Here is a 23693-nt window from a genome sequence, read left to right on the forward strand (position 1 = left end):
TTTTAAAGTGTTCAATTTTGTAGTATCCTTATTTTGCTAGCGAAATATGAAACTTAGGAGAACAAAACGATGACAACAATGCAGAACACACAGAGAAGTAAAACTTATGAACTAGTCGTTGACGCATTATTTATTGCTCTTACCCTGACAGCAACCTGGCTGATCAATATCAGACTGCCCCTGGTAGGAAGCGGCGGACTGATTCACCTGGGCAATGTCCCTCTATTTGTCGGCGCCATGCTCTATGGCAGAAAAACTGGAGCCATTGCAGGTGCTTTTGGTATGGGACTTTTTGACTTGATGAGCGGATGGACCGCATGGGCACCGTTTACTTTCTTAATTGTAGGGCTGATGGGCTACACCATCGGACTCATTGCTGAGAAGAAACCTTTTAAGAGCATGATGCTGAATAATATTTTATCCGTTATCCTGGCGATTGTAATTAAGATTGCAGGGTATTACATTGCAGAAGTCATTTTGTATGGAAACTGGATAACGCCGCTGGGTTCCATTCCAGGAAACATCATCCAGGTAGGCTTTGCAGGCTTCCTGGTCCTCTTATTCATACAGCAGATTCGCAAATTCGTAAAATAAAGCAGAAGAGGTGAGATTATGTACAGAATTATGACGGCAGGACCTACACAGGTCAGAGAAAATGTGAGAATAGCCAGGAGCCAGGAGTGCTCCAATCCCGATTTGGATCAGGAGTTTTTCGACTTCTATCGGGAAACCTGCAGTCTTCTATCAAAGGCGATGCACACAGAGAACAAGGCTTTGATTTTGGGCGGAGAAGGCATTCTGGGACTGGAGGCGGCTTGCGCATCCCTGACTGAACCAGGCGATAGAGTTTTGATCATCGACAACGGCATCTTCGGCAAAGGTTTTGCTGACTTCGTCACAATTTATGGCGGAAATCCCGTGCTCTTCACTATGGATTATCATAAACCTGTAGAAATCGAAACCTTGCAGTCGTATTTGGAACAGGATCACGATTTCAAGTATGCAACAGTGGTTCACTGCGATACGCCTAGCGGCGTGCTCAACGATGTCGAAGGTATCAGCAAAATTTTGGACAGCTATGGCATCATGACAGTGACAGATTCTGTAGCGGGCATGTTCGGCGAACCGCTGGACCTTTCGGACAGCAAAATCGACATCCTCTGCGGAGGCTCTCAAAAGGCGTTGTCAGCCCCTCCAGGCCTGACCATGCTTTGGGTCAGCGAGAGAGCTTTTCGTGCCATGGAAGATAGAAAAACGCCCATTGCCAGCTTCTATGCCAACATCCTCTTGTTCAGGGACTATTATGAGCAAAAGGCGTTTCCTTACACCATGCCGATCAGCGATATCAAAGGCCTGCGTACCGCCCTGGATAATTTCTTAGAAGACGAGGAAGTCTATCAAAGGCATGCTGGCATTGCTGCCGCCACGAGAAAGGCTTTGACTGCCGGTGGCATCGAGCTGTATCTGGAATCAGGATGGTCCAACACGGTGACTGTTCTGAAGGTGCCGGAGGGCATCACTGACCAACAGCTTCTTCATGGAATGGAAAAGGACTACAACATCATGATTTCTGGTTGTTTTGATGTGCTGGCAGGAAAAGTAGTCCGTATCGGTCACATGGGGGAGAACGCTTATCCGCAGAAGGTAGCGGAAACCCTGGCTGCGCTGCAGGGTACCTTAGAAAAATTAGGTGTGACGGTACTCTGCGATATGACTGCCGTGTTTAGTCGAGAAATATAGTCTAAATCTTAAGAAAAATTAAGACGCAAGTGGAATGAATCTCTTGCGTTTTTTTCGTGGAATTGATAATATATTAGTATGTAAAAGACTGGAATTTTTCTGCTGAGCAGAGAAAGGAGGGCGTTATGACTGCTGTTTTCATAGGAATCGTACTGATTGCAATCAACTTGGATGTCGGATTATCGAGTTACTTTTTGCCCGCTTTCGGTCTCATGCTCATCTATACACGGCTGAGAAACTACAGACAACTTGACAAAAGTTTTGCTATGGCAGGCAGATACGTTTTTGCCATGCTGATCTGTGAGGCGGTCATTCTCTTTGTGATTGCAACGCCTCTCAATCTTTCTGATTTTGTGAACAGTTGTATTATGATTGTGACGACGGCTTTGCAGGCCTGTTTTTTCTTCTATCTGATGAAGGGCATTCAGGAAGAGTATCTTCACAGAGGGGATGTGGAATTTAAGGGAACACCGGTAATCGGTCTTGTAGCAGGCAAAATTTTGCTCATTTTATTTATCATAACAGGTTTTAAACTTGGAGCCGCCATCTGTGGATTGGCTATGATTGTATTTTTGGCCGGCGTCTGTAGACGTTTGCGGCAAGCGGAACGGGATTTGAATCTGGCAGCTTTGACACCAGCATCTGTCGGCTTCAGCAACAGAGCGCTGTGGGGCAGTTATGCACTTCTGGTTGCCGTCGCTGTCTTTGGCGGGATGTTCTTCGGCGGTATATCGTCCGGCAGAACAGCGGTGCAGGAGAATACGATCACAGCTTCTGTGGAAAAGCTGACGGAAAAGGGCATGCCCGCAGTGGTCGCCCAGGATCTGTCAGCTGAGGATGCAGATGCCTTGTCAGATATTGATGCTTTTACAGAAATCAAGGGAGACGGCAGCAAGAATATTAAAATCAGACTGATTGCCGGCTTGACAACAGATGATGACTATAAGCTGGTGCTGTGGTATGGAGATTTGAGCGGATCAGCCGATTCCCGTTATCTGAGTCGTGAAATCATAGAAATAAGCCGTATCGAACTGATCACATCCTGCTCCGGCAGGGTTTGTTATACAAAGAACGGCAAGGAATTTTCTGAAATCATCACTGCCTCTAAAGTATCTTTGAACGAGGGGAAGATTCTCATCAGAGAAATAAAAGACATCGATGCGGCGGAGACCTTTTATGCGGAGATTTCTCTGCGAAATGGAGCGGATCGAGTGAGGGGATATCTGATACTAGATGGCAGTTTTGACGGAAAAGGGATCGGCAGTTCTGTATACACGGAATTATTTGATGCCAAAATTGTCCAGTTTCCTTACAAAAATGAGAAGCAGACGGCTGTTCTCGCAGCGAAGAAAGATTTGCAGAGAAGCTGCACCTTTGTGCTGCCATATGGACTTCAGTAAACGCGGCTTGATGGAGAGGAGGGAGATTTGATGAACGGAATTTTTTGGGGGATTTTTTTCTTATCCTATCGCTTTCACTTTTTCTATCTCGACTATATTCTGCCTGCTGCAGGAGTCATGGTCCTCTATTTTTGGCTGCGCAGATTTAGGCAGATAAATGAATCGTTTCAAAAAGCTTTCCGAAGTTCTGCCGTCTTGCTGTGCTACGAAGTCGTTTCTTTCGGCATTAGCGCCACAAGATTGGTCGGAGAAGAGGCTGTGGTGTTGACGCTGTCTGTCGTGGAAACAGTGATACAGGCAGCAGCCTTGCTGTATCTTTACGGGGCTTTGACGGACGAATACAAAAAGGCTGGAATTGAGGAAAGACGCAGCCATTGGCTGATTTGGCTGGTAGTATGGAAGACGGCAATCTATGTCATACCATATCTGACCTTTAACAATGTGGCGATTGTAATCGCTTTGCTTGCGTTTATCGCCTTTATCATAATTATGATTGGATTTTATCGCTGCCTTCGGGATGCGGGAAAAGATCTGTTTTCCGACATGTCAACTCGGGAAACTACGACCAGAGGACGGCGGCCGCTGGTTCTCTGCGCGGCGTATGTCTGTGCCATCCTTTTGGCAATCATCGGCGGAACCCTTTTTGGACAGCCGGATGCTCCGGAATTGTCGCCTCTGGAAAACGTCTACAGTGAGGAGCTAATCGCCAGAGGGATGCCGGAGGAAGTTGCAGTGTGCCTGTCTGAGGAGGATATCGACATTCTGAAGGAGGCTGCATCTTTTCAGCAGCTGCAGCCTGATGAGAATTTTGGCAGCGCGGATACGAAGATGATTGCGGTAGCTGGATTTACGGACTACGACCAATATATCACGTTGGTGTGGTTCAGCCGGGACAACAAAAAACAGTTTTCGAGAGATGTTCTGACCATCGAAGGAGATGCGTCTGGCATCTATAAAGGACGGTTCATCTATACCCAAAGTGATGGCAAGGAGGTTTGCCGGGATATTGATATGTCAGAAATAGAAAGTCTGCCAATTCCAGAATATGCCGATGAATTTTATGAGGAATACTTCCCCGGAGCCTATTTGGAGATACCTGCCCCGCGCTCTGCAAAAAAGATCAGCGGTTATTTGCTCTTTGATGCGGGACGAGACATGGAAAATGACGAGGGAGATTTGTCAGAGGAAGTGGGCGGCCAGATAAACGCAGCCTGGTATGGTCTGAAGCGTTTCCAGTTTCCGTATCTGTCAGTACCACAGGCGCTGGATCGACAGGCCTACAGCAGCTTTGTAGAATATTTCTACGTGCTGAACGAGAACCTTTATGATATAGAAAACTGGGATGAGGATGAAGCTGATTTTGATTAGAGCGCATTACAAACGGAGGGATTCATTTCACTCCGTTTTTTGCTGCAATTCATGTGATGCATTTTTGAAAATAGCGATAATCTATTATGAAGTGAATCGCCTGTCAGCATGTAGGGGTATGAGGAATGCACGATCTACAATAAAGTTGTGCTTTCAGATCGTCGTCCAGTTATGCGAAAATGCTCGGAAACACCCAAAAAGCATAAATCGATTGTAACGTAATAGTGTCTTGAAACATATTTTTCTGCATTTGCCGCCTTTTTGCAGAAAACTATTGACTTTTTTGCTAAATTAGCTTATTGTATTAAATAGATAATACAATAATACAGAGGAGGAAAGGAGGTTATTATGGATAAACTGTTAAACGAAAACCTACCGATTTATATGCAGATTATGGATAAGATCAGAGCCGCTATCGTATCAGGGGAATTGGCTGCTGGAGCAAAGGTCGCGTCGGTGAGAGAGCTGGCGGAGGATTTTGGCGTAAACCCTAACACCATGCAGCGGGCTTTGGCGGAATTGGAAAGAGAAGGACTTTTAATTTCAGAGCGTACCACAGGACGTTTTGTCACAACGGACACTGAAATTATTGATCAGGTCAGAAAAGAGGCCGCGGAGAGAATTGTAAAAGAATTCCTGCAGAAGATGAAAGAGTTGGGATTCAGCAAGGAGCAGATCGAAGAATTTTTTCGTGAGATTGATATGAACACTGACGGAATGGTTGAGGCGATGTAAGAGGGATTGGATATGGAAGAGCGTAAATTGAGATTGGTGGAAAATCCGCCGATTGTAAGAGTAGAAAATCTAAATAAAACTTTCGGCGGTGTGCAGGCTCTGAAAGATGTCAATCTGGAAATTCCTGAAGGCAGGATTATCGGACTTTTGGGACCTAATGGCAGCGGAAAGACCACATTGCTGAAGATTTTAGCGGGGCTTTATACGACCTATAGTGGAACGGTGCTGATTGACGGACAGAGACCGGGAGCGCAGAGCAAAGCACATGTCGCATACCTTCCCGACCGGCCGGCATTTTCTTTGAACAGGACAGCGGAAGACATTGTGGAAATCTATGTAGACTTCTTTGAGGACTTTAACCGGGATCGATTTATGGAGCTTCTGGACAAATTCGAAATCAGCGCGAAGAAGGAATTTAAAGAGATGTCCAAAGGTATGATTGATAAGGTGCAGATCAGTTTTGCCATGGCGCGAGACGCCAGGCTCTATCTGCTTGACGAACCTCTGGGCGGGGTGGATGTGGCAGCCAGGGATAACGTACTGGATACCATTTTAGAAAACTTTGATTCAAAAGGGACAATTTTAGTAGCAACACATCTGATTTCGGAGATTGAGAGATTGTTTGATTCGGTCATCGTATTAAAAGAGGGGCAGGTGACCATGAACGCGCCATGCGACGATATTCGCCAGGCGTACAGCTCCACATTGGAAGAGGCCATGAAAGCCATATTTTGAGGTGATCAAAATGACAGCAAAACGCTTTATCTGTATGATTGCAATTTCATCTTTCCTGTGCGTGGGTCTGGGCATCTATGGGTTTATGATAGCAGGCACACACCCTGATGACTACAAATCAGCAGAAAAAATCCAGTGGGTGCTGCCGCCTAGCACATCCTATCATATCGAACGCTGGGGCGAAGTCTTTTTTGTAAACAAAGGCGAGACTGTCTGTGTGATGACGGTAAAAGACGGCAAGCCCCAGTGGAGAGCCAGTGGCGTGCTGGAATATGGCGGAGCGAACAAGATCATCTATTGCGAAGACGGTAAATACGGTTACATGGATTTGGACGGCAAGATATTGATTAAAGCACGTTTCGATTATGCAGAGGCATTTTGCGGCGACTACGCCCTGGTCAAAAATGCAGATCGTGAGAGCATCGTCATCAATCAACGGGGAAATGAACTCTTCGCTTTTGGTGAAGAAAAGAATGTCCTGTGGGCAGAAGAAGGTTTGCTGTCCATTTCTAACCAAGGGGATAGAGCACCGGCCAGGATCTTCGACTGCAAGAACGGAGCCTATACAGACAACTATCAAAACAAGCGGCCGCTCGGGAAAAATCTGTATTCTGTGACTGTGGATTCAACGAAGGATGAAGATTCCATTTCAGTCATTCGTGACGAAGATGGATACCTGCTGTTGGGAGGAGAGAGATTTCTCTCCATCGACGAGTTTGACCATGGCATCTCTTTTGTGAAAATGGAGAGCGGGGAAAGCGGTTATATGAATACAAATGGTGAGATGGTACTGACCCTCGCTGACGGTTGGGAGGCGGGAAGCTTTCGAGAAGGAAAGGGCATCGTTGATACGGGAAAGGAAATTCTCATTGTCAATGAAAATGGAAGAATTATAGCAGAACGGCCTAAAAGGAATATCATAGGAGTCAGGTTTTGTTTCTTTTCGGAGGGATTTTCGCAGGTCTGCGTAAAAAACGAAGGAGAGACGCCGCCTGAAAGCTGGGGTTATATGGATGAAAACGGTGAATTTGTCGTTCCGCCGATATTTTCACATGTCGAACCCGTCAGTCAGGGTTGTGCAGTCGTGTATTACGGCTCCAGCATGGGTATTGTCAAAGTAAAGTGAGGTGGCGCGTTATGTTCATCAAATCTTTAAATTTGAATCTGAAGCTCTGCTCGGAAAAACTGGCAGTCTCGCTTCTGCTGCTGTTTTTCGGATTGATTCTTTTCTTATACCTGAAAGGTTCTGTCGCAGAATTGGTAGTGAGAGGCGCCTTTACTGCTGTCTTATTCATCATAGCACTGCACCAGATGATGAAGGGTTTTGGTCAGCTTTACATCGGCAGCCTTTCTGGGGATGAGGCGCACACGATTATGGCACTGCCCCTGCCTGCAAAGAAGATGGCAGCCGGCAAAATCATAGCTGGAGGCCTTTGGATGGCAGCATTTAGCGGAGGTATCGCCTTACTGTTAGTGCTGCTGCAAAATGGCATCAGCTTCTGGGGCTTCTACACTACACTGAACAATTTTGTCGATTACTTGACTATCAGGGGAAACAGCCCTCTCGATGTCGGCGTCATCTTCTTTTTGACCCCCGTCTGCGGGCTTTTATCTGCGCTGGCTGTCAGCGCCATGTTCTTGGCAATATCCTTGGCGGCAGGAGACAAAAGCGGCGTTCGATATGGATTATACCTGCTTCTTTTGGGAGCGGTTCTCGGTAGCCCCTTCGTCTTGATCTGGCTGTTTTGGCAGTTTGGCTGGAAATACAGTATGCTGCTGGTACTCGTCAGTTATATTATAATCGTCTTGTGCGTGGGAGGGCTGCTGTATCGGTATGCCTGCCGTTATCTGGAACGGCACTACGATTTAAGGGGAGAGAAAAGGAGTCTGGATTTGAGATGAAAAAGAAAAATACCTGGCTGTTTCTTCTGTGCGGCGCACTGCTCTGCTGCAGTCTCTATTTGGGCGTCAGAGGCATGGCGACGGCATTTGAGAGAGAGACAGAGATGAAAGAAGTGAATCAGATGGCATGGACGCTGCATCCCTGTGACATCGGCAATGACTTTACATACATCAAATATGACGACCGATATCGGGTGTTTCTGGCAGACGGCGTGGTAGACTATGCGGGAGGCAGTGAGGACGGACGACCGATAGCGGAAACAGGGGAAGCCATGACTGACCCAGAGAAGTATGATCAGCTGTACGATCTTTATCTGATTGCATCCCAGAGAGGAGAAGATGGGCAGAAACGCTTCGGCTGTTTCAGATATGACGGTTCCGTTGCGATTCCTTTTGAGTATGACGGACTGGAAGGCTTTGTGGGTGATTACTGTATCGCCTGGAAGGCACCGAAACTGATGATTATAAACAAAAACAATGAAACCGTCTACACGGCACCTGACAGCAGCGGCTTAAAATGGCTTGCGGAGGATATTTTCTCGACAGAAAAACAGGGGAGAACGGAAGTCTTCCGAATCATAGAAGACGAGGCAGTGCCGGCAAAGGCGGACTCGTCAGCAGGCAGTGGAAAAGCAGCGGCGGTGGATCGTGAATCTGTAAGTTCCTGGAATGGAATACAAATATTTGTGGAAGATGAAAAGTACGGACTGAAAAACGAGGATGGAAAGATTCTTGTTGGAGCAGTGTTTGACAGCCTTCAATTTGCGGGGAATCGTTATTTGATCGCCGTGTATCGTGGGAGATATGGCATTGCAGATTGGAAGCCGCTAGCTGTGTCGTGAGGTGAAGCCATGTTGATGAAGATGATGAGACTTGATTATGTGAATGTAAGAAGAGAATTACCCGCATCTGTGGTCATGATGGCTGCTGCGGTGGGACTTTCTTTTGGTAGTGGAATGAAGCTTGCACAAGGTATACTGCTAATTTTAGCTTTTATTTTGGTATTGATGGGATTAAACCGACTGGTGGGCAGTGCCATGTTTGGAACAGAAGGAGCCTTTCGCCTTTTGCTGCCGGTGGATTCTAAGACCAGGACACTTTCCAAAGGACTCATCGGAGGACTGTGGCTGGGTTTGCTGCTGACTGTGATTCTGCTATCAGCTGCGGCAGGGTATGCTGATTATGATGGTTTTCACGTGGTGAGAATGCGCTTTATGGAACGGACGGTCTTATACCTTCTTTCCATTGGCTTCTCACCTCTGACTGCAGGGATTTCCATGATGCTGATACCGATGGCGCTAGTTCTGACGGCCAGCAGCTTTTGTATGGGAATCATGATTCTGCAGATAGAAATCAATTCTATGGTGCTCAAGCGGTTCAAGGGGCTGGGTCTTTTGATCATTACTCTTTTCGGTGCAGCCATCTTCGGCGGAATGTTCGCTGGGCTTGGCTTGCTGCTGCAGAAACTGGCATTCATGCATCTGGCAGGTCTTTGGCTGGTGATTGTAATGCTGGGTCTTTTATGTATCATGGCATATCTGTTATACCGGAGCTGCGCTCGCATGATGGATAGAAAGATGAATCTGTCTTAGAGGAGGTAGGCGAATGGAGAGAAAGGGAAAAATTGTGGCAGGCCTGCTGACTGTTGTCTTGGTTCTGATCGGCATCATCGCGTTTATTGGTTTTTATCAGGCAGCAAAATGGCAGGAAGCAGTCCGTGAGGAAATCCAGCGCCTGGATTGGGCCGTGCCTCTGGGGCATTATGAAAGTTTAGGCGGCACGGTTGCATTCAAAGATGGCGAGCCTTACTTCCCGCTTAAAGCTGATATGACGGTCCGCGATGAGGACGAATGGATCGATAAGAACGGGCAGATTTATGACTATGATGCGGTGACCTTTGATGCGGATGAAGAGAAGGAAGTCGACTATGAAACGCAGAGGAAAGAAGAGGGCTATCTTTTCCCTGCGGATGCTTACTGGTCTGATGATTGGGATCACGATGACATGATCTGCGGCGCGAAGCTTTTTCAGTCTGAGGATATCCTCTTTGAAACGGATCAATTCTGTAGTATTGATGAAATCGGCGCAGGCTTTTATCAGGCTTCCCTCGTGGAGCGGCAGTATTCTGACGACGTAAAGGTGATTTTGAAAAACGACGTCACTCCGGCCTTTGGCAGAAGCGTCTATCTACAAATCGGTGGTTACAGCGAAGGCTTGTGCTACTGTGAAAAGGTTGCCAACGGCGATATGGACAACGTGCCCCTTCATATGAAAATTGAGAAGGGTTATTATGATCAAAATGGCCGGCTGGTCATCCCTACAGGAGGCAGTGTGTACGGAACACCGTTTTATGAAGGCTGTGCCGTCGTATACGAAGAAGAAACAGTTTATGTAATTGACAAAGAGGGGAATAAACTGCTGGAGAAACCGCTGAGAAAGACAATCGTAGAAAATCAGACATGGGATGAGGCTTATGACAGCACGCCCCATTGGAAAGACCGATTTGTCATATTTGACGGCAAGTATTACGGGGTCATGGACGGCAGGGGCAACTGGCTGATCAAACCGATGTTTTATAATTTGATTGCAGATCATAAGGACTTTTTTACGGTTTATTTTGGCGATAAAAAGGGGATTGTAGATTTGAGGAAGGGGTGAAGGCTATGATGCAGACCATAGGCTGCGACTTGACGCGAGAAGGAGGCAGAATGATCGGGACGACGTTTTTGGCGTTCCTCGCGGGACTGATCACCAGCTTAGCTGACGGTGATGCCTTCACCCTGTCTCTTGGAACGGGGCTGCTGGTGCTCACGGTAATATTGATTGCTGTGCGAATCCCCTGTTTGTATCAGCGGAGTCTCTTTACTGAAGAAGCGCATTTTCTGATGACGCTGCCTACACCGGCAAAGGACTTGCTGCGGGGCAGGCTCGCCGTAGGCGTCATGTGGATGTCCATGGCAGAAATTGCCTATTGCGGCCCGCTGCTCTTTATCCTTCTGTGCAAAGAAACCAAACCGTTTGAAGAGGATATGATGCAGAGTATCCTCTATTGGATGATGGAAAGAGGGAGCAGCCCAGGGGATATCAGTGTGTTGTCAGCACTGCTGGTGCCGCTGATTCTCATTGCTGATGGGCTGTTTTGCTCGCTGGTATTATATCTGTGCTTTTTGAAGAATAACGGGAAAAAGAAAGGGGCATTGCTGCTGTCCGCGGGCACAGCTGCAGGGGTCGCACTGCTAGGGGTTGTCTTTGCGACGCTGCTTGGGAAAGGCAGTTTTCCTTTTGGGCTGCTTTATGCCGCGGCGGCAGGTGGAGTCATTTTGACTGCGCTTCTGTTCAGACGCTGCAGGGCATTGCTGGAAACAGGACATGATGTGGCGTAAATGGGCTTGGAGTTTCGCAGTCTGTCTGCCTGCATAGGGGAAGGGGGTATACGCGAGACTTTTTGACGATAGAGTTAGGTTTTTTGACAGGGATTGAGAGATTTCGCGTAACCGCGAGGCGATTTTGATAACAAAAGAGAGCAGTATTTGCTTAGAAAAAAGACAAATACGACTCTCTGTTATTTTTTGGGGTGAATTTGTAACCGGATAAGTGGTTTTGCGAGATGAAAGATAACCAGATCTGCATGATACCCCTGGAAAAAATAGGGGGTAGTTGAGAAAGTTACGCGGGAACAGCTGGTTTCTCACAAAAAACCTAACCTTATTGTCGAGGTAAGACGGCATTTTGCCCAACTCTGACTCCGACTATTTTTTGATGCTTGCGAGATATGATTTGATGGCACTGAAACTCTTGTCACTGAGACAATGCTCTATCTTGCAGGAATCTTCAAACGCGGTGTCGCGATCGACCCCCAGCGCTATGAGCGCTTCTGCGATGACATTATGCTTATCATAGGTCTTTTCGGCGATGATTCTTCCATCTTCGGTCAATTCAATTTGACCTGCATTGTCGACGGTGATAAAACCGTTTTCTCTGAATTTCTTCATTGCGACACTCACTGTCGGTTTGGAAAATCCTAACTCCGTGGCGATGTCGATGGCTCTGACCGATCCGTTTCTCTTTTTTAGTATATATATGGTCTCAAAATAATCTTCTGCTGACTGTTGTATTTTCATAAGAATTCTCCTCTCCTGTCGATAAATTATTTTAACATATAAAAAAGGTATTGACAAGGAGGTTAGTCTGTGCTAACTTATATACAGAAGTTAGTTACCACTAACTGGAAAGGAGCCATGGGATGAGCGTAGTAATTATTGGCGGTAATGAACGCATGAAACGACAGTACGAAGAGATATGCGAAGACTACGGATGCACTGCGAAAGTATATACGAAGGAGAAGGGTGCAATTAAGAAAAAAATCGGTACGCCAGATTTATTAATCTGTTTTACAACGACAGTATCGCATAAGATGGTCAATGTTGCCAAGCAGGAATCAAAGCGGGGTGGATTTCCCATTGAACATTGTCACAGCAGCAGCGGGTCAGCGCTGGCAGAAGTTTTGAAAGCGAGAACCCGTTTTATTTAATACATGGGTTAGTTACAACTAACAGGAGGGATGGAAATGATGCCTTTATCGATGGCCAAGATGGGTGAAACCGTAACAATCAGAAAAATAGGCGGAAAAGACGAGGTACGTCAACACATGGCGGAATTGGGATTTGTAGTGGACGAAACAGTCACCGTCGTAAATGAAATGGGAGGCAGCTTAATCTTACAGGTAAAAGACAGCCGAATTGCACTAGGAAAAGCTTTGGCTGCTAAAATAATGTTTTGATAAAATACACTAGGAGGTAATCAAGTGAGCACATTAAAGAATGTCAACGTTGGCGAGACCGTATCTGTAACGCGAATTAACGGCGGCGGACCGACAAAGAGAAGAATTATGGACATGGGTCTGACGAAAGGTGTGGATGTCTACGTGCGCAAGGTGGCGCCTTTGGGTGATCCCATTGAGCTTACAGTCAGAGGCTATGAACTTTCTATCAGAAAAGCAGATGCCGAAATGATTGAAGTACAGTAACTGCAAACAGAATGATACGATGAAATCCAACCTGTGGAGCGGCGCAAACAGCACCTGTCTCTCGGAGATTTACAGCATAAGGTCTCCCCGAAAATTTACTATGCAAATTGGGGCGACAACCATCAGAAAGGAGAATCAGAATGGAGTACAAAATTGCCCTTGCGGGCAACCCGAACAGTGGTAAAACTACTTTGTTCAACAATTTAACGGGAAGTGCACAGTACGTCGGCAACTGGCCTGGCGTAACAGTAGAAAAAAAGGACGGAAAATTAAAAGGCAATAAAGAGGTTATCATACAGGATCTGCCTGGTATTTATTCGCTGTCACCTTATACTTTGGAAGAGGTTGTTTCCAGACAATATCTGGTTACTGAAAAACCAGACGCTATTTTAAATATTATTGACGGTACGAATATTGAAAGAAATCTCTATCTGACTACGCAGTTAATCGAACTGGGCATCCCTGTTCTAGTCTGTGTAAACATGATCGACCTGGTAAGAAAAAACGGCGACAGAGTCGACCTGAAAAAATTAGGACAGGAGCTTGGATGTGAAGTCATGGCGATCAGTGCGCTGAAAGGCGAAGGCTGCATAGAAGCTGCGAATAAGGCCATTGCCATTGCAAAAGCGCATAAGGCTGTCGACATGCCTCATGTATTTACAGGAAGCGTGGAGCACGCCATCGCTCATATTGAAGAATCCATTGCAGACAAGGTGGAGACGGGATTTCTCAGATGGTACGCTATCAAAATCTTTGAAAGAGATGAAAAAGTTTTAGATCAGCTGCATTTTGACGATAAGCTTTTAGCACATCTGGAAGAGCATATCTCTGACTGCGAAAAGGAGCTGGATGACGAGGCGGAAAGCATCATCACCAATCAGAGATATTCTTACATCAGTAAGATTGTAGGCGGAGCGGTGGAAAAGAAACAGAGAAGAGAAAATATGACCCTTTCCGATAAAATAGACAGAGTCGTTACCAACAGAATTCTAGCTCTGCCTATTTTTGCGGGAATCATGTGGCTTGTCTATTACATATCTATGGCCACGATTGGCGCCATGGCTACAGACTGGACCAACGACGTTCTCTTCGGCGATGTTGTACCGCCGGCAATCACTTCCTTCCTCGAAGGCATCGGCTGTGCAGGCTGGCTGGTCAGCTTGATTGTCGATGGTATCGTAGCAGGTGTGGGCGCCGTGCTCGGATTTGTGCCGCAGATGCTGGTATTGTTCTTACTACTGGCCTTCTTGGAAAGCTGTGGTTATATGGCGAGAATCGCATTCATCATGGATAGGATTTTCCGCAGATTCGGTCTGTCCGGCAAGTCTTTTATCCCGATGCTGGTAGGCGTAGGCTGCGGCGTGCCGGGAGTTATGGCTTCAAGAACCATTGAAAATGATCGCGACAGGAAAATGACGATTATGACGACGACCTTTATCCCCTGCGGTGCAAAAATGCCGATTGTCGCTCTGATTGCAGGTGCTCTGTTCGACGGCAGCGCGTGGGTCGCAACGAGTGCTTATTTCATCGGTGTGGCTGCAATCATCATGTCTGGTATTATTTTAAAGAAGACCAGGATGTTCGCCGGAGAACCGGCTCCGTTCGTAATGGAATTACCGGCATATCATATGCCGACCATCGGAACCGTCCTCAGGAGTATGTGGGAAAGAGGCTGGTCTTTCATTAAGAAAGCTGGCACCATTATCCTGCTGTCAACCATATTGATCTGGTTCCTATCCAACTTCAGCGTACAGGGTGGATTCCATATGATCGACGATGTTCTGGAACAGGATACCACATTGCTGGCCGGATTAGGTTCCTTGCTGGCGTGGATTTTCGCTCCACTGGGATTCGGAACATGGAAAGCTGCTGTTGCAGCAATCACAGGCCTTGTCGCGAAAGAAAACGTCGTTGGGACATTCGGTATCCTCTATGGTTTTGCAGAAGTTGCGGAAGACGGTGCGGAATATTGGGGCACGCTGGCGGCAGATTTTACCGCAGCAGCAGCTTTCTCATTCTTAGTATTCAACCTGCTGTGCGCACCTTGCTTTGCAGCTATGGGCGCTATCAAACGTGAAATGAACAACAAAAAGTGGTTTTGGTTTGCCATCGGATATCAGACAGTCTTCGCTTATCTCATATCCCTCTGCGTTTACCAGTTCTGGACGCTCTTTACTGGCGGCGGATTTGGAATCGGTACAGCAGCAGCCTTCATCGTGCTTGCAGGCATATTGTATCTGTTATTCAGACCTGCGCCAAAAGAAGAGACTTTAAATCAATCAATGCCATTGACGAAGCGCAAAGTCGCATAAGAAGGTGAATTCAATGAATGCTTCAACAATTATCGTATTACTGGTGCTGGCCGTCATCGTGGGTTTCAGTATCAGATCACTGGTCAAGAGTAAGAAATCTGGCAAGGGCTGTGCTGGCTGCAGCGGCGGATGCGGCTGCAGTTGTGGGGACTGCCAGACAACAAACGAGAACCATCACTGATTAAGAGGGGCTGCACTGCAGTCCCTTATATTTTTTGGGAAAAATACAATATCCTGTGTCATTCCACCCTTCTAAAATGTAAAATAAGTGAAATGCATTTCAGAAGGACAAGATGAAGAAAAGAGGAACAGGAATCAGAAAAATCGATGATAAAACGACAGCCGCCTGATGCCCAAAACAAATCTCATTGACATAACTAGAGACATGATATTAAAATCTATTTAATCAGATGCATCTTATAGGTATTATGACGAGGGTGAGAAAATGGACAGAATAGATTTTACAGAAATGGGAAAACGGATTAATAGTGCTTTCAGCGGATTTGCAATTATTGATGAAGATGGAATCATCAGAAACATAAACAGTTCTTTTGAGAGAAACTTTGCACTGCCAGCTTCTGCAATCATCGGGCAGCCGCTGGATATCATTCTTCCAGAGCTGAAGAAGTTAAAGCAAGTGACCGATGGCGTTTTTGAGACAGAGATAGAGGGACAATGCTACTATCTGATTCCGACGGAGCTTTGCAGCGGGGAGAACTGTCATTGGATGGGGCTCTCTTTCATCAACGTCGCTCTCAGCGGGGAATTGGCAGCAAAACTGAAGGATGAAAGAAACATCAATTCAGAATTAGAAGAAATATTAGAAGGCTCATTTGACGGAATTCTGGTGACAGATCGAGACGGCAAAATTCTGTTTGTAAACAGTTCCTATGAGCGGGTGGCAGAGATTAAAAAGAGCGATATGGAAGGAAAGTCCATGCGGGATTTGATGAATCCTGTCTGGATGCCAAATTCCGTCGCCTATGTGGTAGCAGAGCAGAAAACAGCCGTATCGAAGCGGCAGATCGTAAAGTCGGGCCGCCATATCATGGTGACTGGCAAACCGATTTTCGACAGAACGGGCGAAATTAAAAAAATTGTCATCAATGCCAGGGACATTACCGAAATTTACGACCTGTCAGAAGAACTGCAAAAATCAAAGGAGACAGAGAAACTCTATATGGAGCGGCTTTCGGATTTTTCCCAGATGAACAAGAAGGCTTCTCCGATTCTGGCTGTGAGTAAGGAAATGAAAAGCGCGCTTTCTCTCGCTGAAAAAGTAGCAAATTTCCAGGCGACCGTATTGATTCTGGGAGAATCAGGGGTAGGTAAGGAAGAAGTTGCGAAGTTTATACATAAAAACAGTATGCGGAAGGACAAACCTTTCATCGCCATCAACTGTGGGGCAATACCGGATAATCTCTTAGAATCGGAACTCTTCGGCTATGAGAAAGGTGCTTTTACGGGAGCTATGAATACAGGCAAGGTAGGTCTGTTGGAAGCGGCGGAAGGAGGCACGGTATTCCTGGACGAAATCGGTGAAACACCTTTGGATTTTCAGGTAAAACTGCTGCGCTTTCTGGAGAGCAAAGAGGTTCGCCGCGTGGGCGCCAACCATTCCAAGAGTGTAGATGTACGTGTTGTGGCTGCAACCAATCGCGACTTGGAAGAGATGATAGAAGAAGGAAGCTTTCGCCGAGACTTATTTTACAGAGTCAATGTGGTGCAGATCGAGGTGCCGCCCCTGCGCAAGAGAAAAGAGGATATCGTGCCGCTGGCATCTTTCTTTTTGCAGAAATTCAACCAAAAATACGGACAGGAAAAACTGCTGACTCTTGAAGTTGTAAATGAACTGGAGAAGCATCAGTGGGTGGGCAATGTCAGAGAGCTGAAGAATGTCATTGAGAATATGGTCATCGTCAGCAATAATGAATATCTGCAGACCGAAGACCTGCCTTGGACGGTTAAAGGAAAGCCGGCGCAGAAACGAAGGCTGATTGATGAAATTTCTGAACAGGATTTGACTTTAGCAGAGGCTACGGCAGAGTTGGAAAAGCAAATTTTGCTGCGGGCAAAAGAGACCTGTGGCTCTACCAGGGAAATGGCCATCAAACTCAATGTAAACCAATCTACCATCGTCAGAAAGATGCAGAAATACAACATAGGATAATGGCCGCAAATATGCATAAATGTAGCGTTTGATGCGTTGACGCATCGAACATGAGAACGTAAAAGAAAAGACGGATGATTTCCGTCTTTTCTTTTTTTGTTGGAATAGCTGTATTTGCAACGGTGTGATTCCAACACTTCTGCAAAAAAATGGAGGTGGAAAGAACTTGGCACGATTCTTGTTATTAATAGAAATAAGGAATTTTAAGATCAGAACAGGAGGAGAAAGATGGAATTCACTTATTCGAGAGAACAGGAAATGGTTAAAAAAATGCTGAAAGAATTCGCAGAAAATGAAATTGCGCCTATTTCAGCAGCAATTGACGAAAAAGCGGAGTATCCATACGAGACGATTGCCAAGTTGGGAGAACTGGGAGTGATGGGCATGCCGTTTCCCGAAAGTTATGGCGGCGCCGGTACGGATTACCTCACATACATCATGGCCATTGAAGAGATATCAAAGGTAGATGCCGCTCATGGCGTGATTATTCAAACGCACAACGCCCTTTGCTGCTGGCCGATTTTTACCTATGGTACAGAGGAACAGAAACAGAAATTTCTGCCAGACCTTCTTTCCGGCGAAAAACTGGGTGCCTTTGGCTTGACAGAACCAAATGCGGGAACAGATGCAGCGGGAACCCAGACAAAGGCTGTACTCGACGGAGACGAATGGATTCTCAACGGGAGCAAGATTTTTATTTCGGGCGGCGGCATCGCAGACGTCTACATCATCATGGCCATGACTGACAAGGCAAAGGGAACCAAAGGGATCAGCGCTTTTATCGTAGAGAAAGGAACGCCTGGATTTACAGCGCCAAAATATGAGAACAAGATGGGCATTCGCGGTTCCATTGCGGCAGAACTAGTTTTTGAGGACTGCCGCATCCCGAAAGAAAATCTGCTTGGACAGCTGGGCAAGGGCTTTAAGGTCGCCATGTCCTCTTTGGATGTGGGCAGACTTGGCATCGCAGCCCAGGCTCTTGGCATCGCCCAGGGCGCCTTTGATCAGACCGTGATCTATATGAAACAGAGAAAGCAGTTTGGCAAGACCCTTGACAAATTCCAGGCTCTCGCTTTTGAAATGGCAGCCATGAAGACCAGAATCGACGGTGCAAGGTATCTTCTCTACGATGCATGCAACAGAAGGGACCGGGGGCTGCCTGCCACCGTACCTGCGGCAGAGGCAAAGCTGGCCTGCTCAGAGGCGGCGATGTACGTAGCTACAAAAGCTGTTCAATTCCATGGAGGTTATGGATATATCAAGGATTATCCGGTCGAGAGAATGATGCGGGACGCAAAGATCACCGAAATCTATGAAGGGACATCGGAAGTCATGAAGATGATCATGGCAGGAGATATCTTTCAATAACTATACGACTTGTTCCAGCCAATCGAGCATAGCTCTCTTGGGGAACAAAAGCATAAGGAGTTCCTGGCAATTTGTTTTGCAAATTGGGCGGGCTCCATTAGGAGGAAAATTGAAGATGAAAATAATCGTATGTGTAAAGCAGGTACCAGATACCAATGAAATAAAAATCAATCCTGAAACAGGAACACTGATCAGAGACGGAGTTCCTTCGATTCTGAATCCAGACGATGCCAACGCTTTGGAGCAGGCGCTGCAGGTGAAAGATGCCAATCCGGGAACGGAGGTTACCGTCATCACCATGGGACCTCCTCAGGCAAAGGAAATGCTGCAGGAGTGTGTGGCCATGGGGGCTGATGATGCCATTCTGCTGTCTGATCGCGCGCTGGGCGGCTCTGACACCTGGGCCACATCCAATGCTATCGCGGCAGGCATCCGTAAGATAGGAGATTTTGACATTCTATTTGCAGGCAGACAGGCAATCGACGGAGATACAGCACAGGTAGGTCCGCAGATTGCGGAAAAGCTAGGTCTTCCCCAGGTAACCTACGTGAAAGAATTTGCAATGAAAGAGGACGGTATCGTTGTGAAGAGAGGTCTTGAGAACGGATATGAGATGTTGAAGGTGAAAAGACCTTGTGTACTGACTGCGATCAAGGAACTGAATCAGCCCAGATATATGACTGTCAGAGGAATATTAAAAGCGGCAAAACAGGAAATCAAGGTCTGGAATGCTGAGGATATCGGTGTGGATAAGACCACAGTAGGCTTGAAGGCTTCCCCGACCAACGTATTCAAGTCCTTTACACCAAAACCGAAGGGCGCTGGCATTGCTGTAGAAGGCGATACCCCAAAGGAGAAGGCGGCAAATCTGATGACAGCTCTGAAAGAGAAACACATAATTTAGGAGGCAAAAATGAAAAATTTTCAAGATTATAAAAATGTCTGGGTCTTTGCAGAGCAGAGACACGGTAAGCTCATGAATGTGGCCCTGGAGCTGGTGGGAGAAGGATATAAGCTTTCACGAGAAATCGGCCGTGACACAAAAGTCTGCGCGATACTGATTGGCAACAATGTGGAGCACCTCCTTGATGAACTTTACGCTTATGGTGCTGACAGCGTTTATGTCTTGGAGGATGCGCTTCTGGAAAACTACACTACGGACGGCTACGCGAAAGTTATGACAGATGCGATCAATACATATAAGCCGGAAATCGTCATCTTTGGGGCGACACATATTGGACGCGATCTTGCACCGAGACTTGCAGCAAGGCTTGACACAGGACTGACGGCAGACTGCACCAGACTGGACGTAAACGTAGCGAACTATAGAGATTACTTGGAGAAAAACACGACCGCCAGTCTGACTGGTCTTGACACAGAGGCGGACAGCAAGGGGCTGAAACAGACCAGGCCTGCCTTTGGCGGAAACCTGATGGCCACTATCGTGACACCGAACACCAGGCCACAGATGGCGACAGTCAGACCAGGTGTCATGGCTAAGAGAGAAAAGGTGGAAGGTGCCGGAGGCGAACGAGTCGATGTAAAGGTTCGCTTATCAAAAGAAGATATACACGTAGAGGTTCTGGAGGTCGTCAAGGCAGCGAAGGAACTGGTATCACTGACCGATGCAGACATCATCTGCTCTGGCGGAAGAGGTCTTGGCGATGCATCAGGATTTGACTTGATCAGGCAGTTTGCTGAAAAGGTAGGCGGCGTTGTGGGCGCATCCCGTGCGGCAGTAGATGCCGGCTGGATTGATCCGAGCCATCAGGTGGGGCAGACCGGAACCACAGTAAAACCCCATATCTATTTTGCCTGCGGAATTTCGGGGGCAATCCAGCACCTGGCAGGTATGCAGACATCGGACATAATCGTCGCAATCAACAAAGACCCGGAGTGCCCGATGATGAAATTGGCGGATTTTGCAGTAGAAGGCGATTTAAAAAAGGTGATTCCCGAAATTATGGCACTCTGGGCGAAGGAGGAATAAGAGATGAGAGAAGTAGTCATTGTCGACGGTGCCCGTACTGCCTTTGGAAGAATGGGCGGAGCATTGAGAGTCTATACGCCGGTAGAACTTGCCGGGATGACCATGAAGGGTCTCTGCGAAAAGACGGAGATATTGCAAAAAGGCAAGGTGGATGCTGTATTTGTCGGGAGCGCATCAGGAGATTTGAACACGCACAACTTTGCAAGATATGCCGGCCTCTTGGCAGGGCTGCCTTACGAGACGTCAGCCACCTTTATCGAAATGCAGTGCGGTTCATCCATCGCTTGTATCAACAACGCAGCGCTGCAGATTAAGGAGGGGTATATCGACGTAGCAATCTGCGGAGGCGCGGAGGCTCACAGCCAGACTTACTATAAATACTCCACCGCGGTGGAGCCTTACAGAGGAATCGCGCCGATGCCGGCTCCCTTGAAACTGGCTCCGACAAAGGAGGACGATATATCCATGATTGAGATATCCGATCTGATGGCGAAGAGATGGGGCATCACCAGAGAAGCGTGCGATCTGTTCGCGCTGCGAAGTCAACACAGGGCGGCAGAAGCGATAGGGAAGGGATACTTCAAAGACGAAATTCTGCCCTTGCAGGTGAGATACAGCCGTAAAAGCGAACCGGTAACCGTGGATCAAGATGAACATCCGCGGCCACAGACTGATTTGGCAGGCCTCTCCAAACTGAAGCCGGTCAATGAAGGCGGCGTAACGACCGCCGGAAATGCGTCGGGAAGAAACGATGGCGCTGCCTTTGTACTGATGATGAGCGCAGAAAAAGCGAAAGAACTGGGGTATGAACCGATGGCAAAGTGGATCTGCGGCATGGACGCAGGCGTCGATCCGAAGTATATGGGAATCGGACCGGCTTACACAAATCTGAAAGTGATGAAGAGAGTTGGATTGAAGACGAAGGATATTGACGTTTTCGAGTGCAACGAAGCGTTTGCTGCCCAGAATCTCTCCGTCATCAAACAGATGGAAGCGATGACCGGCGAAAAGATCGACATGGAAAAGTGGAATCCAAATGGAGGAGCCATCGCCTTTGGTCATCCAAACGGAGCCAGCGGCGGACGTATCTGTCTTGCGGCGATGAAAGAACTCATCAGAAGCGGCGGCAGATATGGTATCTTCTCCTCCTGTATCGGAGGAGGTTTGGGCGTATCCACATTAATTGAAAATTTAAGAAGGTGAAGAGTATGATTAAAAAAGTAGGTGTCGTAGGTGCAGGCATGATGGGAGCGGAAATCGCCCTCTGCTTTGCGAGAGAAGGTTTTGAGACGGTCCTAAACGATATCAGCCAGGAAATTGCAGACAGAGGAAAAGAAAAACAGGCGCAAATTCTTGACAAACGCATCAAAAAAGGCAAGATGAGTCCACAAGACAAGGAGGCGATTCTGAGCAGGGTGACGGCTACTGGCAATCTGGAGGATCTGGCGGAATGTGACCTGATTATCGAGGCAGTGCTGGAAGTCTTTGAAGTAAAAAAGAGCGTCTATGAAAAGCTGGATGCCATCTGCAAAGAATCTACCATTATCGCCAGCAACACGTCTTCTATTTCCATTACGAAGCTGGCTTCTACCGTGAGCGCAGAGAGAAAAGGCAAATTCATCGGTACGCATTTTAATTCGCCAGCCAGTGTCATGAAGCTAGTGGAGGTTATTCCAGCTCTGCTGACGGATGAGGAAACGGTCTGCACAGTGACGGACGTTTTGAAAGAGATTAAGAAAGAACCAGTTCGCGTAAAAGACGTGGTGGGCTTTGGACTAAACAGAATCTTCCATGCCATGTACTTAGAAGCCTGCCGCCTGGTGGAAGAAGGGGTGTGCAGCGCAGAGGATGTAGACAAGATCTGCAAATACGGTCTGGGCCACCCGATGGGAATTTTCGCATTGCTGGACATTACCAGCCACGATCTCAATCTCAATGTAGATCAGATTTTGTTTGAGGCATATGGAGACAGGTTCAGGCCGAGTCCGCAGATTATCAGACTGGTGGATTCCGGAAGGTTAGGAAAGAAGAGCGGAGCCGGATTCTATGATTACGGGGAGGAATAAGATGAGTCAGGTTACCCTTAGAATAGAAGACGGGATTGCGGTCATCAGCATAGTGAGGCCGGAGGCGCTCAATGCTTTGAACCGAGAAATCGTCGATGAGATTGACGGCCTGCTGGATCAGGTGGAAAAGGACGATTCTGTCAGATGTCTGATTTTCTGCAGTGAAAAGAACTTTGCCGCAGGAGCTGACATCAAAGCCATGGCGCAATGTGATGAGGAGGGGGCAAAAGCTTTCGCCTTTTCTCCCGTCTATAACCGAATTGCAGATCTGCCTCTGCCGACCATTGCAGCCATTGAGGGCTATGCTCTCGGCGGCGGTATGGAACTGGCCATGGCCTGTGACATCAGGATTGCAGGAAAGAGTGCCAAGATGGGCTTTCCTGAAGTCACCTTGGGCATCTTTCCAGGGGCAGGCGGGACGATTCGGGTCCCCAGGGTTGTCGGTGAAGCCTTTGCGAAAGAGCTGATCTTTACAGGGGATGCCGTCAGTGCTGAAAGAGCGCTGCAGATGGGACTGATTAACAGGGTCACAGGAGATGCAGACGTATACGCAGAAGCAGAAAAACTGGCAAAGAGGATTGCCAAACGCGGGCCTGTCGCTATCCGCATGGTCAAAGAGGTAATCCGCAGAGGATTAGAAGAAACGGACCAGAACAGAGCCATCGGAATCGAAGCAGAACAGTGGGCGAAATTATTTACAACCTATGACCAGAAGGAAGGTATGAAGGCCTTTATTGAAAAACGAAAGCCTTGCTTTGAGAATCGATAGAAACTATACGACTAGCGTCTGACCGCTCACTTTGTTTGCGGGACGCTAAAGCATAAGGAGTTCCCAGCAATTCACTTCGTGAATTGGGGCAACTCCATTAGGAGGAAAGAGA

The 23693-nt window shown here is 47.2% G+C and carries 25 protein-coding genes; 24 read left to right on the forward strand and 1 reads right to left on the reverse strand.

Annotated elements, in window-relative coordinates:
• Positions 1 to 69 precede the first annotated feature (69 nt).
• The 12 genes from ACMQ5W_RS05205 to ACMQ5W_RS05260 all read left to right on the forward strand — a co-directional run bounded on the left by ACMQ5W_RS05205 (position 70) and on the right by ACMQ5W_RS05260 (position 11263).
• Positions 70 to 594, forward strand: a complete 525-nt coding sequence (locus ACMQ5W_RS05205) for an ECF transporter S component (RefSeq protein ID WP_419023960.1) — start codon at positions 70 to 72, stop codon at positions 592 to 594.
• 18 nt (positions 595 to 612) lie between these two features.
• Complete coding sequence (locus tag ACMQ5W_RS05210) at positions 613 to 1740, forward strand: pyridoxal-phosphate-dependent aminotransferase family protein (protein ID WP_419023962.1); 1128 nt, start codon at positions 613 to 615, stop codon at positions 1738 to 1740.
• Between the two features lie 125 nt (positions 1741 to 1865).
• Complete coding sequence (locus ACMQ5W_RS05215; RefSeq protein WP_419023963.1) at positions 1866 to 3140, forward strand: hypothetical protein; 1275 nt, start codon at positions 1866 to 1868, stop codon at positions 3138 to 3140.
• A gap of 30 nt (positions 3141 to 3170) precedes the next feature.
• The gene (locus ACMQ5W_RS05220) at positions 3171 to 4508 is read left to right on the forward strand and encodes a hypothetical protein (protein WP_419023964.1); all 1338 of its coding nucleotides are present in this window, start codon (positions 3171 to 3173) and stop codon (positions 4506 to 4508) included.
• A 348-nt stretch (positions 4509 to 4856) separates the two neighbouring features.
• Positions 4857 to 5243 (forward strand): GntR family transcriptional regulator, encoded by a 387-nt coding sequence (locus tag ACMQ5W_RS05225; RefSeq protein WP_148493023.1) that lies wholly within the window; start codon positions 4857 to 4859, stop codon positions 5241 to 5243.
• A gap of 12 nt (positions 5244 to 5255) precedes the next feature.
• Complete coding sequence (locus ACMQ5W_RS05230; RefSeq protein WP_148493022.1) at positions 5256 to 5978, forward strand: ABC transporter ATP-binding protein; 723 nt, start codon at positions 5256 to 5258, stop codon at positions 5976 to 5978.
• A gap of 10 nt (positions 5979 to 5988) precedes the next feature.
• Positions 5989 to 7104 (forward strand): WG repeat-containing protein, encoded by a 1116-nt coding sequence (locus ACMQ5W_RS05235; RefSeq protein ID WP_419023966.1) that lies wholly within the window; start codon positions 5989 to 5991, stop codon positions 7102 to 7104.
• A gap of 11 nt (positions 7105 to 7115) precedes the next feature.
• Positions 7116 to 7880 (forward strand): hypothetical protein, encoded by a 765-nt coding sequence (locus tag ACMQ5W_RS05240; RefSeq protein ID WP_419023968.1) that lies wholly within the window; start codon positions 7116 to 7118, stop codon positions 7878 to 7880.
• A complete protein-coding gene (locus ACMQ5W_RS05245) occupies positions 7877 to 8722 on the forward strand; it encodes a hypothetical protein (protein ID WP_419023970.1) in 846 nt (281 codons plus the stop codon). Before ACMQ5W_RS05240 ends, ACMQ5W_RS05245 begins: the two co-directional genes overlap by 4 nt.
• A gap of 15 nt (positions 8723 to 8737) precedes the next feature.
• The gene (locus ACMQ5W_RS05250) at positions 8738 to 9472 is read left to right on the forward strand and encodes a hypothetical protein (RefSeq protein ID WP_419023972.1); all 735 of its coding nucleotides are present in this window, start codon (positions 8738 to 8740) and stop codon (positions 9470 to 9472) included.
• 13 nt (positions 9473 to 9485) lie between these two features.
• On the forward strand, positions 9486 to 10538 hold the full coding sequence (locus tag ACMQ5W_RS05255; protein ID WP_419023974.1) for a hypothetical protein: 1053 nt from the start codon (positions 9486 to 9488) through the stop codon (positions 10536 to 10538).
• A 5-nt stretch (positions 10539 to 10543) separates the two neighbouring features.
• A complete protein-coding gene (locus tag ACMQ5W_RS05260; RefSeq protein WP_419023976.1) occupies positions 10544 to 11263 on the forward strand; it encodes a hypothetical protein in 720 nt (239 codons plus the stop codon).
• A gap of 366 nt (positions 11264 to 11629) precedes the next feature.
• Here the strand turns inward: ACMQ5W_RS05260 and ACMQ5W_RS05265 are convergent, their stop codons facing one another.
• Positions 11630 to 12001: a metal-dependent transcriptional regulator gene (locus ACMQ5W_RS05265; RefSeq protein WP_419023978.1), complete on the reverse strand. Its 372-nt coding sequence runs from the start codon at positions 11999 to 12001 to the stop codon at positions 11630 to 11632.
• Positions 12002 to 12123: 122 nt separating this feature from the next.
• On the opposite strand from ACMQ5W_RS05265, the gene ACMQ5W_RS05270 reads away from it, so the two are divergent.
• The 12 genes from ACMQ5W_RS05270 (at position 12124) to ACMQ5W_RS05325 (ending at position 23581) form a co-directional block, all read left to right on the forward strand.
• Complete coding sequence (locus ACMQ5W_RS05270; protein WP_148493016.1) at positions 12124 to 12411, forward strand: DUF2325 domain-containing protein; 288 nt, start codon at positions 12124 to 12126, stop codon at positions 12409 to 12411.
• A 36-nt stretch (positions 12412 to 12447) separates the two neighbouring features.
• On the forward strand, positions 12448 to 12660 hold the full coding sequence (locus tag ACMQ5W_RS05275) for a FeoA family protein (RefSeq protein ID WP_148493015.1): 213 nt from the start codon (positions 12448 to 12450) through the stop codon (positions 12658 to 12660).
• Positions 12661 to 12684: 24 nt separating this feature from the next.
• Positions 12685 to 12906 (forward strand): FeoA family protein, encoded by a 222-nt coding sequence (locus ACMQ5W_RS05280; RefSeq protein WP_148493014.1) that lies wholly within the window; start codon positions 12685 to 12687, stop codon positions 12904 to 12906.
• Positions 12907 to 13046: 140 nt separating this feature from the next.
• Positions 13047 to 15218 carry a ferrous iron transport protein B gene (gene feoB, locus ACMQ5W_RS05285; protein ID WP_419023981.1) on the forward strand — a complete coding sequence of 724 codons (2172 nt, stop codon included), beginning with the start codon at positions 13047 to 13049 and terminating at the stop codon, positions 15216 to 15218.
• A gap of 13 nt (positions 15219 to 15231) precedes the next feature.
• Positions 15232 to 15399, forward strand: a complete 168-nt coding sequence (locus tag ACMQ5W_RS05290; RefSeq protein ID WP_419023983.1) for a FeoB-associated Cys-rich membrane protein — start codon at positions 15232 to 15234, stop codon at positions 15397 to 15399.
• 264 nt (positions 15400 to 15663) lie between these two features.
• Positions 15664 to 17388 carry a sigma 54-interacting transcriptional regulator gene (locus tag ACMQ5W_RS05295; RefSeq protein WP_419023985.1) on the forward strand — a complete coding sequence of 575 codons (1725 nt, stop codon included), beginning with the start codon at positions 15664 to 15666 and terminating at the stop codon, positions 17386 to 17388.
• Between the two features lie 228 nt (positions 17389 to 17616).
• Positions 17617 to 18756 carry an acyl-CoA dehydrogenase gene (locus tag ACMQ5W_RS05300; protein ID WP_419023987.1) on the forward strand — a complete coding sequence of 380 codons (1140 nt, stop codon included), beginning with the start codon at positions 17617 to 17619 and terminating at the stop codon, positions 18754 to 18756.
• Positions 18757 to 18871: 115 nt separating this feature from the next.
• Positions 18872 to 19660 (forward strand): electron transfer flavoprotein subunit beta, encoded by a 789-nt coding sequence (gene etfB / locus ACMQ5W_RS05305; protein ID WP_419023989.1) that lies wholly within the window; start codon positions 18872 to 18874, stop codon positions 19658 to 19660.
• Positions 19661 to 19669: 9 nt separating this feature from the next.
• Positions 19670 to 20746, forward strand: a complete 1077-nt coding sequence (locus ACMQ5W_RS05310) for an electron transfer flavoprotein subunit alpha/FixB family protein (protein WP_419023991.1) — start codon at positions 19670 to 19672, stop codon at positions 20744 to 20746.
• A 3-nt stretch (positions 20747 to 20749) separates the two neighbouring features.
• Positions 20750 to 21949 carry a thiolase family protein gene (locus ACMQ5W_RS05315; RefSeq protein WP_419023993.1) on the forward strand — a complete coding sequence of 400 codons (1200 nt, stop codon included), beginning with the start codon at positions 20750 to 20752 and terminating at the stop codon, positions 21947 to 21949.
• Positions 21950 to 21954: 5 nt separating this feature from the next.
• Positions 21955 to 22812 (forward strand): 3-hydroxyacyl-CoA dehydrogenase family protein, encoded by an 858-nt coding sequence (locus tag ACMQ5W_RS05320; RefSeq protein WP_419023995.1) that lies wholly within the window; start codon positions 21955 to 21957, stop codon positions 22810 to 22812.
• Between the two features lies 1 nt (position 22813).
• Positions 22814 to 23581, forward strand: coding sequence for an enoyl-CoA hydratase/isomerase family protein (locus ACMQ5W_RS05325; RefSeq protein ID WP_419023997.1), 768 nt, complete (start codon positions 22814 to 22816; stop codon positions 23579 to 23581).
• The last annotated feature ends 112 nt before the right edge of the window (positions 23582 to 23693 follow it).

It is taken from the genome of Emergencia sp., from assembly GCF_048465375.1.
Taxonomy (GTDB): Bacteria; Bacillota; Clostridia; order Peptostreptococcales; family Anaerovoracaceae; genus Senimuribacter.

What these genes read in the sequence shown, in the direction of transcription:
- ACMQ5W_RS05205 (WP_419023960.1), top strand. Translation starts at nt 70, where the DNA reads ATGACAACAATGCAGAACACACAGAGAAGTAAAACTTATGAACTAGTC.
- ACMQ5W_RS05210 (WP_419023962.1), top strand. Translation starts at nt 613, where the DNA reads ATGTACAGAATTATGACGGCAGGACCTACACAGGTCAGAGAAAATGTG.
- ACMQ5W_RS05215 (WP_419023963.1), top strand. Translation starts at nt 1,866, where the DNA reads ATGACTGCTGTTTTCATAGGAATCGTACTGATTGCAATCAACTTGGAT.
- ACMQ5W_RS05220 (WP_419023964.1), top strand. Translation starts at nt 3,171, where the DNA reads ATGAACGGAATTTTTTGGGGGATTTTTTTCTTATCCTATCGCTTTCAC.
- ACMQ5W_RS05225 (WP_148493023.1), top strand. Translation starts at nt 4,857, where the DNA reads ATGGATAAACTGTTAAACGAAAACCTACCGATTTATATGCAGATTATG.
- ACMQ5W_RS05230 (WP_148493022.1), top strand. Translation starts at nt 5,256, where the DNA reads ATGGAAGAGCGTAAATTGAGATTGGTGGAAAATCCGCCGATTGTAAGA.
- ACMQ5W_RS05235 (WP_419023966.1), top strand. Translation starts at nt 5,989, where the DNA reads ATGACAGCAAAACGCTTTATCTGTATGATTGCAATTTCATCTTTCCTG.
- ACMQ5W_RS05240 (WP_419023968.1), top strand. Translation starts at nt 7,116, where the DNA reads ATGTTCATCAAATCTTTAAATTTGAATCTGAAGCTCTGCTCGGAAAAA.
- ACMQ5W_RS05245 (WP_419023970.1), top strand. Translation starts at nt 7,877, where the DNA reads ATGAAAAAGAAAAATACCTGGCTGTTTCTTCTGTGCGGCGCACTGCTC.
- ACMQ5W_RS05250 (WP_419023972.1), top strand. Translation starts at nt 8,738, where the DNA reads ATGAAGATGATGAGACTTGATTATGTGAATGTAAGAAGAGAATTACCC.
- ACMQ5W_RS05255 (WP_419023974.1), top strand. Translation starts at nt 9,486, where the DNA reads ATGGAGAGAAAGGGAAAAATTGTGGCAGGCCTGCTGACTGTTGTCTTG.
- ACMQ5W_RS05260 (WP_419023976.1), top strand. Translation starts at nt 10,544, where the DNA reads ATGATGCAGACCATAGGCTGCGACTTGACGCGAGAAGGAGGCAGAATG.
- ACMQ5W_RS05265 (WP_419023978.1), bottom strand. Translation starts at nt 12,001, where the DNA reads ATGAAAATACAACAGTCAGCAGAAGATTATTTTGAGACCATATATATA.
- ACMQ5W_RS05270 (WP_148493016.1), top strand. Translation starts at nt 12,124, where the DNA reads ATGAGCGTAGTAATTATTGGCGGTAATGAACGCATGAAACGACAGTAC.
- ACMQ5W_RS05275 (WP_148493015.1), top strand. Translation starts at nt 12,448, where the DNA reads ATGATGCCTTTATCGATGGCCAAGATGGGTGAAACCGTAACAATCAGA.
- feoB (WP_419023981.1), top strand. Translation starts at nt 13,047, where the DNA reads ATGGAGTACAAAATTGCCCTTGCGGGCAACCCGAACAGTGGTAAAACT.
- ACMQ5W_RS05290 (WP_419023983.1), top strand. Translation starts at nt 15,232, where the DNA reads ATGAATGCTTCAACAATTATCGTATTACTGGTGCTGGCCGTCATCGTG.
- ACMQ5W_RS05295 (WP_419023985.1), top strand. Translation starts at nt 15,664, where the DNA reads ATGGACAGAATAGATTTTACAGAAATGGGAAAACGGATTAATAGTGCT.
- ACMQ5W_RS05300 (WP_419023987.1), top strand. Translation starts at nt 17,617, where the DNA reads ATGGAATTCACTTATTCGAGAGAACAGGAAATGGTTAAAAAAATGCTG.
- etfB (WP_419023989.1), top strand. Translation starts at nt 18,872, where the DNA reads ATGAAAATAATCGTATGTGTAAAGCAGGTACCAGATACCAATGAAATA.
- ACMQ5W_RS05310 (WP_419023991.1), top strand. Translation starts at nt 19,670, where the DNA reads ATGAAAAATTTTCAAGATTATAAAAATGTCTGGGTCTTTGCAGAGCAG.
- ACMQ5W_RS05315 (WP_419023993.1), top strand. Translation starts at nt 20,750, where the DNA reads ATGAGAGAAGTAGTCATTGTCGACGGTGCCCGTACTGCCTTTGGAAGA.
- ACMQ5W_RS05320 (WP_419023995.1), top strand. Translation starts at nt 21,955, where the DNA reads ATGATTAAAAAAGTAGGTGTCGTAGGTGCAGGCATGATGGGAGCGGAA.
- ACMQ5W_RS05325 (WP_419023997.1), top strand. Translation starts at nt 22,814, where the DNA reads ATGAGTCAGGTTACCCTTAGAATAGAAGACGGGATTGCGGTCATCAGC.